Genomic DNA, 10,132 nt, shown 5'->3' on the forward strand with positions numbered 1-10,132 from the left:
CATTTATATACTTTAAATGATTACTGATAGATAGAGGAACATCTATGAAAAACCCACTCCCTAAAGGTATTATACTGATAATTCTGCTTACAGTTATATCCATGTTTTGCATAGTTTATTTTCCATTAAATAAATATCCTATTAATATAATATCATACTTACTCCTAGGATTGTTTTTACCCGGTTACGCATTTATTATGGCCACATATCCTCTGAAAGATGATTTGAGCATGTTCAAACGAATTTCAGGAAGTATTATGATAAGTGTTTTGTTAGCTATTCTTTTATTATTGATTTCCTATTATCAAATTATTGGAATCAGTTACTCAAGTGCATTCCTTTTAATTGGAATTTTGACTATTCTATTATCCATTGATGCTTTAGAAGGGAGTAGGAGAAATTCTAAAGGAGATAATCTTAAACCTAATGAAGAGATAGCGATTTATAATATTCATCATTCAATTAAAGATATTTCTATTGTTATATTTTTGACATTACTCTCTCTGATTATTCTGGCATTACCCCTAAAATACATTGGTAGCTCTTTTATTTACAATTTAAAACCTATTTTTAGTTATTTATTAATATTTATAGTTTCTGGCTACGCATTTTGGGCAGCATTAATTTTAAGTAAACAAATTAAAGCTAAAAGATTACTTCTCACTTTGATCTTTGGAATGGTATTGTTTATTATATCTTACCTTCTCTTAAAGTTCAACCCCTTAGAAGGACCTTCACTCATTTTTACAAGCATTATATCCATATTTATAGGTTTAATGTGTATAATAGCCATTTTGAAGAGAATAAATACTCCAAAAATAGAAAAATATCCTGGTAAAAAATATAATGTTAGAGAACAAGAAGTTGAATATGAAAAAATAGAATACAAAAGTCCAGTTAATGAGAAACTTATTAAAGATGATAAAAAGTCTGATATACTTCACAATGATCAAGGATCTAGTAAATTTCCAACTAACGAATCTGATTTGCCTAAAAACCCTAAAATACGTTTTAAATCATTGGATCTATTATTAATAACCATTTCAACTGTTATATCCGTTATATATATTTTAAATCCAATATTAAATAATACTGTACTTGAACCAATTCTAGGGATAATATTAATATTATTTTTACCCGGATATGCTATAGTTTCAGTTATATTTCCGAAGAAGGATTATTTATATTGTATTGAGCGTTTAGCACTGAGTTTTGCTTTCCCATTAATATTTTTAGCAATAATTTTATTTTTAACCAATTCCACAGCAGTTGTAATTAGTTTAAAATCATTATCAATTGTAATTTCCGTTTTTACAATATTAATGGTTTTAATAGGATATATCAGAAGGAGAAGAGTAGCAGATGATGAAAGATTCTATGTGAATTTTGGTGGATCAAAAACAGGGAAAATTCTTACAATAATTTTAATCCTATCAATTATCTTGGCTATTTCAACAGCTGTTTACATTATTTTCAAACCTAATCCGAACGGATCAACCGAGTTTAATCTTTTAAGTCCAGTAGGTAATGCATCGGTTTATCCAACGAATCTAACTGTTGGAGAAAATGGTACGGTAATATTAGGCATTGTAAACAATGAATCTAAAACAGTTGATTATCATCTAGTGATTAACTCAAATGGTGTGGTTATAAGTGAACAGAATTTAACACTGACAAAAGGTGAAAAGAAAGAGATCCCATATACATTCACTGCAGGTTCTGTGGGTTATAAGAAAATTGAGTTTTTACTCTATAAAATGCCAGACAATACAAACATTTACAGATCACAGTATATTTATGTGAATATGGTTTAAAATAAATCTACTATCTTAATTCATTACTCCTTATCCAAAATTTCTTTATCATAAAATATTATTAAGAGGCACCTAAATGAAAAATCCATTACGTAAAGACATTATACTGGTAATTATATTAACCATTATATCCATTGTATCTATAATTTTATATCCTTTAACTAAATATCCACTTAATCTGGTTTCATATATACCTCTTACATTGTTTTTACCAGGTTATGTATATATAGCAACCAAATATCCTCTAAAAGATGATCTAGGATTGTTGAAACGTATCATAGGGAGCATTATAATAAGTGTATTATTAACATTTCTTTTAATATTAATAACCAATATTAAAATTCTGGGAATAAATTTAACAAGTGCAATTCTGTTAATTGGAATTTTCACAATATTATTATCATTCAATACATTAAAAAAAGATACAACAACAATAAATGAACATGATGTAAAAACAATTGAAAAAATTGATAAACCCGCTTTTGTATCAAAGGACCTATTACTAATATTTTTAACCACAATATTGGCCATTATATTTATAGTAACCCCTAAATTGAACGAAACTTTTATTAGAACAATTTTAGGGTTATTTTTAATCCTATTCATACCCGGCTACTCATTAATAGCTGCACTGTTCCCTAAAAAAGGTGATTTAGATGGTATAGAACGTGCTGCATTAAGTTTCGGTTTGAGTATTGCAGTCACACCATTAATCGGTCTTGCACTTAATTACACACCATGGGGAATTAGATTAACTCCTATTCTAATTTCACTCTCGGCTTTTACAATTATGATGGTTCTTATTGCATACATCCGTAGAAGTAGAGTTCCGGATGATGAAAAATTCTATGTAAACTTTGGTGGATTCTTAAGTTCATTTAAAAGTATTTTTAAAGGAGAGTCAAAAACAAGTAAAATACTTTCAATAATTTTAATATTATCAATAATCTTAGCTATAGGAACTACAGCTTATATAATTGTCAAACCTAAACAGGGGGAAACATTTACAGAATTTTATCTTTTAGGCCCCGGAGGTAAAGCATCAGATTATCCAACCAATCTTACTGTTGGACAGAGCGCTTCGGTTATAATAGGTGTTGTAAACCATGAGTACAAAACAGTTGATTATCAATTGATAGTAACCTCAAATGGTACTGTTATGAGTGAACAGAATATAACACTGACAAATGGTAATAAGACTGAGATCCCATACACTTTTACAGAAAATACTACTGGTACAAAGAAAGTAGAATTTTCACTTTATAAACTACCGGACAATACAAATGTTTACAGATCCTTGCATTTATTTGTTAATGTTGTTTAATGAACATATTTTAGCCTAAAAATAATTTTTATTTATAGAATAGTCTTTGGATATGATCTTATAGTTAAAAGTCCATTTATAATAAAACAAGTTAATCTTATTAGGTGTTTGATTAAAAAATCACTTATTAAGATTTTTTTTGTGATTTTTGTCACAGAGCTGTATGGTAAAATAGAAAATCATATATACTAGTAAAAAAAAACTATATGTTATGATATCTACAGTAACCACAACCACAACTACCGTAACTACGACTGAGGTTATGGCTTACAGTATTATCGCTGTAATAGCTTTAATAGCATTACTAGCCCTTAAAGAAGTATTAAGTTCAGAAACAGAGAATACTAACTTAAAATCCTTTGTTAAAGGATCAAATATTGCCATAGTACCATTATTATTAGTTTTTGTAGCTATTGTGGCATATAAAGTGGTAACAGTACTTTAAGGAGCCAGTAATTATGAAAAGCACTAGAAATTCGATAATATTGTTAGTTTTAATCGCTTTAATAGCGGTAGCGGTGAGCGGATGTACCAGTAATACCAATTCCACTAGTGTAAATCAATCATCTACTAAGGTCGCTTTTTTCAACAACGGATCTACTTGGTTCCATTTTAATGCAGTAATAGAAAACGTGACATTGAAAAATGGCACAGTACAAAATTTCTATGTTGATGGATACATGAAACCAGGTGGTAATGTTACCCTTGATTTAAGCGGTATAGCAGGTTATGGAAATCAACAGTTACCCGCTGGAACAACAGTCAGAGTAATGGCTTGGAAAGGATTGTTCAACCAAACAGTAGCATCAAACTCAAGTGATATGCTGTTAAATATGCAAGGTTGGTCAAAAACTTTAGCTCCTGTATCTGATGATCTAGCATATAATGTTTCAGTACCAAATTTACCTGTTAATCAACTACCTGCAAACATCACTGACAACACATTGATAATTGGTACCGACCCTGCATTGATTCAAGGATCAGGTAATAATTCAGCTATGTTACCTATCTTCGAAGAAGAAATTTTCACGGTTGATGCAAACGGTAAAGTAACAATGGTCTTTGTAACACCAGCAACACTGTGTAACATCTTAGCTATATAATTAAATATTTCTTTTTTTTTATTTTTTAGAATTTAAATAATTATCTAAATATACAAGTGATATTTGTGGAAAAAAAAGTTAAAATAGGTATAATATTAATCATTGCATCCGGTTTTCTAATATACGGAGCAGCAACTGGTAGTTTAATGAGTTATGCCTTTGATCAGATTAATTATAATTACACTGGCTTTGCATCAATACCAAACAATACACAAAATGGAGGTTCCCTTGGAGGACCTTACAATATTAATGGTAAAGGTCAAAATTTTAAATTCACAGTTGCATTGAAGGGAGCTGAAAATTTTGAAGATCCACTGTGCTACACAAAAGATGGATTAACTGCTGATGGAAAAATAGATACTGTCAATGTTAACTTAAATACGATAATGGCCCTATTAAATCGAGATTTTAAAAAAGCCATGTTTATTACACCATTAACCGGACATTTCAACATGTCCTGTGCAGCTTGGACAGGATATGGTAATTTTTCAAACAATGGAACAAACTTCCCTGGTAACTTCAAAATAGACGGCGCAGTAACAGATTGGGAAGGAACATTCAAATTTGTATCACAAGGCAATAAAATAGCAATATTTACTAATTATATCTGGTATCCACATGGCCAGAAGGAAAATGGAACAATTCACTATGTAAACAAAACATATTACATGTAATTTATTTTTAATTTTAACAAATCGAATATTTTTTTTATGATATATTTTTTTTTAAAGATTTCATATAGTTATCTTGTAGTAATAATCAGATCAAAGGATAATTATGATGATTCGAGTGTAATTATTGATTTCTATATCAATTCTTATCTATTTTGATCATGCTAGAAGAGGAATGGAAGAATATAGTTTACATTATTTGAATCGGAGATTAATATAAATACATCAATGAATAAAATTAAATTTCTTAAAATCTTGAAGTAATAATAATGGTAGGAATCCCTGCTTAATATATGAAAATGTAAAAGATGTTCTCAACTGCTAAAAATTTATGACATTGTAATTTTAAAAAACGTGAAAAATTAATAGAGTTCCTGGAAATTATAAACTAAAATATAAACTTGGAAACGAAGTTTTTCAATTGAAAGAATGGTTTATGCATGTGTTTGTCGAATACGATAACATTAAAGGGGTTTTCTAAATGAAATACGATCGGTAGCTTGTCTTTCAAGCTCAGGATCCAACAATCCATACCACGATTGCAAACCAACATCTTCATCATAACTATCTCATCCTTATTAAGCCTACCACCACGTTCTGTACGATTATCATACATTTCCCTAATAATTGGTCTAAATAATTCCCAATCAATAAGAGGATCTATATCAGTCAACTTATCACCAAGCTCTTCCACACGAGCATACTCTTTCTTCAAGAAATAGTCATCAGACGACTTCATAATACTCTTATACTCATAAAAATATATAAATTTAATCCATTTACACAATTAACCCCCCAATAAACCAGTAAGAATTAACCAAAATTATTAACTTCGAAAAAACATACAGTTTTTAGAAATTCTCTATTATTTTAATTCTTCTTTTTGTTTATCCTAATGTTTGAGAATACCCCACCTATGATGGTGGGGATAATCCAACCACAATATATTAATAATAATTTAACAATAAATAATATTATGTTAAGAGCATATAGATATCGAATGTATCCAACTAAAAACCAAGAAGAAATGGTGAACAAACATCTCGGAGCATGTCGATACGTGTATAATTGAGGATTAGAATATAAAATCCGAACATATAATGAAACTGGTAAATCAATATCCCGTTTCGATCTTAACAAAGAAATAACATTACTCAAACAGAGTGAAGTATGGCTCAAAGAAATTAACAGTCAATCATTTACAAGGAGCTACACTCAACCTTGATAATGCATTCACAAGGTTTTTCAGAGAGAAAAAAGGATTCCCACATTTTAAATCAAAGAAAAATAGGGTACAATCATTCAATGCGCCACAGAATTATAAAGTTGATTTCAATAACAATAAAATATACCTACCTAAAATTGGAGGGGTGAAAACAAAATTACACCGTGAATGGTATGGTAAAACATTACTCCAAATTGGACAGTTTGAACCATCCACTTAAAATATGCAGCAATTGTGGACATCACAATCCTGATTTGAAATTCCATCATAGAAAATGGGTTTGTCCAGTCTGTTGTGTAAATCATGACCTTGATATCAAATGCTTCAATAAATATACGTGATTTTACAGGGGATAAGCAGAATATTATTAGGAACTATGGAAATTAAAGCTTCTCTGAGAAAACCACAATAGGTGGATTCAATGATGATAGAAGCCCCTTTCCGAGAGGGATGGGTAGTTCACGAGAGCCAATACCCATAAACTTTACAGTCCCCATTTTATGTGAAAAAAGTCACCAAAATACTTGTTTTTTATTTAAAAGTCTTTCTATTTGGTTGTTATTATAACAAATATATTAATAGTCCATAATTGTAAATAATATTAAGGGATGGTAAATTAATTTTTTTTGTTAGTGGGGGGGGGGGGGGTGGAAGGATTTATAGGACAATGTAAATTTTCAATAAATGATATAAAAAATCATGATAATTTAATTGTTTTTGCAGTTGTAATAACATTATTAGGGATTATTTTTGCTTTGGGTATGGGTAATGTTTCAGCTGCACCGGGAGATACTATTTATGTAACTGGAAACAGTACTCTGGGAAACGATGATTGGAACGGTGAATCTGCAACATATCAATCAGGCATAATCGGTCCAAAATATTCAATAAAAAACGCAACAGGAACAGTAAACACCAACGGACAAATATACATAGCCCATGAACAATACAAAGGAATAAACAACACACAAATCACCATTGATAAAAACATGACAATTAATGGAGAAAGTCAAACAGACACCATAATAAACGGAACCGGCACCAACTGGATATTCCATATAAACCCTGGAATATATGTTACAATCAACAACCTAACACTAACCAATGGAACTGCAACTAATGGTGGTGCTATCTACAATTCTGGTGGTGTTAATGTGAATGTAAACAACATTACTTTCACAGATAACACAGCGGTTAATGGTTATGGTGGTGCTATCTACTATGATGGCAATATTTTAACTGTAACAGACTGTACTTTCACCAGTAACAGAGCAGGGTTTGGTGGCTGTATATATAACAGAGGTAGTATGACTGTAGATGGCAGTACTTTCACAGATAACACCGCATTTGGTGTTGGCGGTGCTATCGGCAATGATGGTGGTACTGTGACTGTAAACAACAGTACTTTCACCAGTAACTCTGCAATTTATAACGGGGGTGCTATCTCCAATTATGGTACTGTGACTGTAACAGACAGTACTTTCACCACTAACTCTGCAAATTCTGGTGGTGGTTCTATCTTCAATAATGGTAATACTAGTACTTTGACAGTAAACAACAGTACCTTCACCAGTAACTCTGCAAATTCTGGTGGTGGTGCTATCAACAATTTTTATGGTACTTTGAATGTGAGTTTCTGTCGAATTATAGGAAACACTCCATATGATATATATTCTAGTGGAGGTTCTTGTGATGTTGATTATAATTGGTGGGGGACTAATTATGTTGGATCCAATCCAGTTACAGCAGAAAGAGTCGTAGGGACAACTGTTTCTAAGTGGTTAGTTCTAACTACTACATCGGATCCGAACACCATTAATACTGGTGAAACCTCAAATATCACAGCTGATCTTTTACATGATCAAGATGGTGTTTACCAAAACCCTATTGATCGTCATGTTCCTAATGGAATTGTTGTAAACTTCGCAAGCGATGCATTAGGCACAATCAACCCATTAACCGGTACTATGATTAATGGTGAAGCATCAACCATCTTTACAGCAGGCTTAAATCCCGGAATATCCACAACAACATCAACTGTTGATACAGAAACTGTAAATACAGATGTTACAATTAATGAAAATGTTCCACCGGTTGTTACAAGCACAAGTCCCGTGAACAACGCCTTGAATGTAGTGGTGAATAAGGTTATTCAAATAACCTTTGACAGAAACATACAACTCGGAACCAATCCATGGATAGAACTCAAAACAAGCAGCAGTGGAACAGCAGTACCATATACAACAAACATAGTAGGAAATGTACTTTCAATAACACCTAACTCATTACTGGCAGTGGGAACATCGTACTCTGTTATCTTACATTCTAACAGTGTTATAAATCTGGTTGGAATTGGATTAGCAGCTCCTTATACAACACGATTCACAACAGAGACACCACCAGTTGTTACCAGTACAAGTCCAGTGAACAATGCATTTAACGTCGCATTGAATAAGGTTATACAGATAACCTTCGATAAAGCCATACAACTCGGAACCAATCCATGGATCGAACTCAAAACAAGCAACAGTGGAACAATAGTACCATACACAACAAACATAATAGGAAATGTACTATCAATAACACCTAACTCACTCTTAAATGCAGGAACTAAATACACAGTCATCCTACACTCCAACAGCATAACAGACATGCAAGGAAATGGTTTAAACACACCGTACACAACCATATTCACAACAACCTTACCACCAGTCGTAACAAGCACAAGTCCAATGAACAACGAAGTTAATGTGGCTGTAAATAAGGTGATACAAATCAACTTCAGCAAAGCCATCCAACTCGGAACTAACTCATGGATAGAACTCAAAAATCAATACGGACAAATAAAACCATACACAACCAGTATAAACGGTAACACACTGAATATAACAGCCAACGCAGCATTTGCAAGAGGAACAACCTACACAGTCATACTACATTCAAACAGCGTTACAAGCACAGGCGGAGCAGGACTAACAACACCATACACAACAAAATTCACAACAACCACAACATAAAAAAACAAATAAAATAAACGAATATATATAGAGGATTAAAAAAATCCTCACATATTTTCTATTTTTTTTATGTAATAATCGGATATTTAGGATTAAGTTCTAAAAAATAAATCTGTTTTCTGATAGTATTCTCTAAGTTTGAAGGAATAACCCAAAAAAACTAAACTATTGACTTTGAAATACTATTTTGCCTGCATACTCTGATTGGGAAATAGTTGTATAAAATAATATTATGTTGATGGTAAATAGGAATTAGTAGCTAATTTATTTGAGTTGATTACACTTTGCATATTTGATGAATACATTTACAAAATTAGAACTTGATCCAGATTTGAACAAGGTATATTTCCATTAGAGCACATCATTAATTTAAAATAATCGTACTTACAATAATAATATTCATAAATATTTAAAAGAAAATTGCTAAACTTTACATTTTTGTTTGTGTGTTAATAAAATCCTTTGTTAAACCTACCGTTGCTGCGGCCACGTTGCAATCGGCTATAATCCTGTTGAAATGCTGAATGAGGTCTTTGAATTCAATCTGGTCCGGGATGGCCAACGAAAAGAAGAGGTTCATATGCGGCAACTTTATGGATAGAAGGCAAATAGATCTCAGCGTGTAGTCCAAATAAAGCACCGTCCGCCGTTCCGAATACGTAGTTTGCACCTGTTGAGGATAGCACCCATATATTCATCTTCTTTTTCTATACGATAATTATTACCAATTTGTCCGCCTCATACCACGGCCTCGGCGATCTGGAATATACACTGTAAACTCATCCTACAATGAGGTGCCGAAATAGTGCAGTCTTTAGAAGTTACTGAACCTTTTTTGTATAATTTATTCTCCTTACCCATATCAAAATTCTCCTTTGTTTGTCTAACAAAGTGATCTACATTTATTTAAAATTAGAATAATGTAAAATATGGGCTTTTTTTGTAAATTACTGGCACTTTTATGTTATTTTTATGATG

At 31.7% G+C, this 10,132-nt stretch carries 8 protein-coding genes and 1 pseudogene; 8 read left to right on the top strand and 1 reads right to left on the bottom strand.

The genetic code is table 11. The annotated features are described in order from the left end of the window. The first annotated feature begins 44 nt into the window (after nucleotides 1-44). The 5 genes from K8N75_RS09825 (at nucleotide 45) to K8N75_RS09845 (ending at nucleotide 4,915) form a co-directional block, all read left to right on the top strand. The gene (locus tag K8N75_RS09825; protein WP_223791877.1) at nucleotides 45-1,814 is read left to right on the top strand and encodes a DUF1616 domain-containing protein; all 1,770 of its coding nucleotides are present in this window, start codon (nucleotides 45-47) and stop codon (nucleotides 1,812-1,814) included. 76 nt (nucleotides 1,815-1,890) lie between these two features. Continuing rightward, entirely contained in the window at nucleotides 1,891-3,138 is a 1,248-nt protein-coding gene (locus tag K8N75_RS09830) for a DUF1616 domain-containing protein (protein ID WP_223791878.1), read from the top strand. 211 nt (nucleotides 3,139-3,349) lie between these two features. Beyond that, nucleotides 3,350-3,583 (top strand): hypothetical protein, encoded by a 234-nt coding sequence (locus K8N75_RS09835; protein ID WP_223791879.1) that lies wholly within the window; start codon nucleotides 3,350-3,352, stop codon nucleotides 3,581-3,583. Nucleotides 3,584-3,596: 13 nt separating this feature from the next. Continuing rightward, nucleotides 3,597-4,241, top strand: coding sequence for a hypothetical protein (locus K8N75_RS09840; RefSeq protein WP_223791880.1), 645 nt, complete (start codon nucleotides 3,597-3,599; stop codon nucleotides 4,239-4,241). A 65-nt stretch (nucleotides 4,242-4,306) separates the two neighbouring features. Continuing rightward, nucleotides 4,307-4,915, top strand: a complete 609-nt coding sequence (locus tag K8N75_RS09845; RefSeq protein WP_223791881.1) for a hypothetical protein — start codon at nucleotides 4,307-4,309, stop codon at nucleotides 4,913-4,915. A gap of 470 nt (nucleotides 4,916-5,385) precedes the next feature. Here the strand turns inward: K8N75_RS09845 and K8N75_RS09850 are convergent. After that, a pseudogene (locus K8N75_RS09850) lies at nucleotides 5,386-5,651 on the bottom strand (transposase); the annotation flags it as partial. A gap of 237 nt (nucleotides 5,652-5,888) precedes the next feature. Here K8N75_RS09850 and K8N75_RS14300 point away from each other — a divergent pair. The 3 genes from K8N75_RS14300 (at nucleotide 5,889) to K8N75_RS09865 (ending at nucleotide 9,154) form a co-directional block, all read left to right on the top strand. After that, complete coding sequence (locus K8N75_RS14300; RefSeq protein WP_223791885.1) at nucleotides 5,889-5,984, top strand: helix-turn-helix domain-containing protein; 96 nt, start codon at nucleotides 5,889-5,891, stop codon at nucleotides 5,982-5,984. Between the two features lie 91 nt (nucleotides 5,985-6,075). Then, on the top strand, nucleotides 6,076-6,357 hold the full coding sequence (locus tag K8N75_RS09860) for a hypothetical protein (protein WP_223791882.1): 282 nt from the start codon (nucleotides 6,076-6,078) through the stop codon (nucleotides 6,355-6,357). A gap of 427 nt (nucleotides 6,358-6,784) precedes the next feature. Beyond that, nucleotides 6,785-9,154: an Ig-like domain-containing protein gene (locus K8N75_RS09865; RefSeq protein WP_223791883.1), complete on the top strand. Its 2,370-nt coding sequence runs from the start codon at nucleotides 6,785-6,787 to the stop codon at nucleotides 9,152-9,154. Nucleotides 9,155-10,132 lie beyond the last annotated feature (978 nt).

Origin of the sequence: Methanobacterium spitsbergense (assembly GCF_019931065.1) — an archaeon.
GTDB classification, from domain to species: Archaea; Methanobacteriota; Methanobacteria; order Methanobacteriales; family Methanobacteriaceae; genus Methanobacterium_B; species Methanobacterium_B spitsbergense.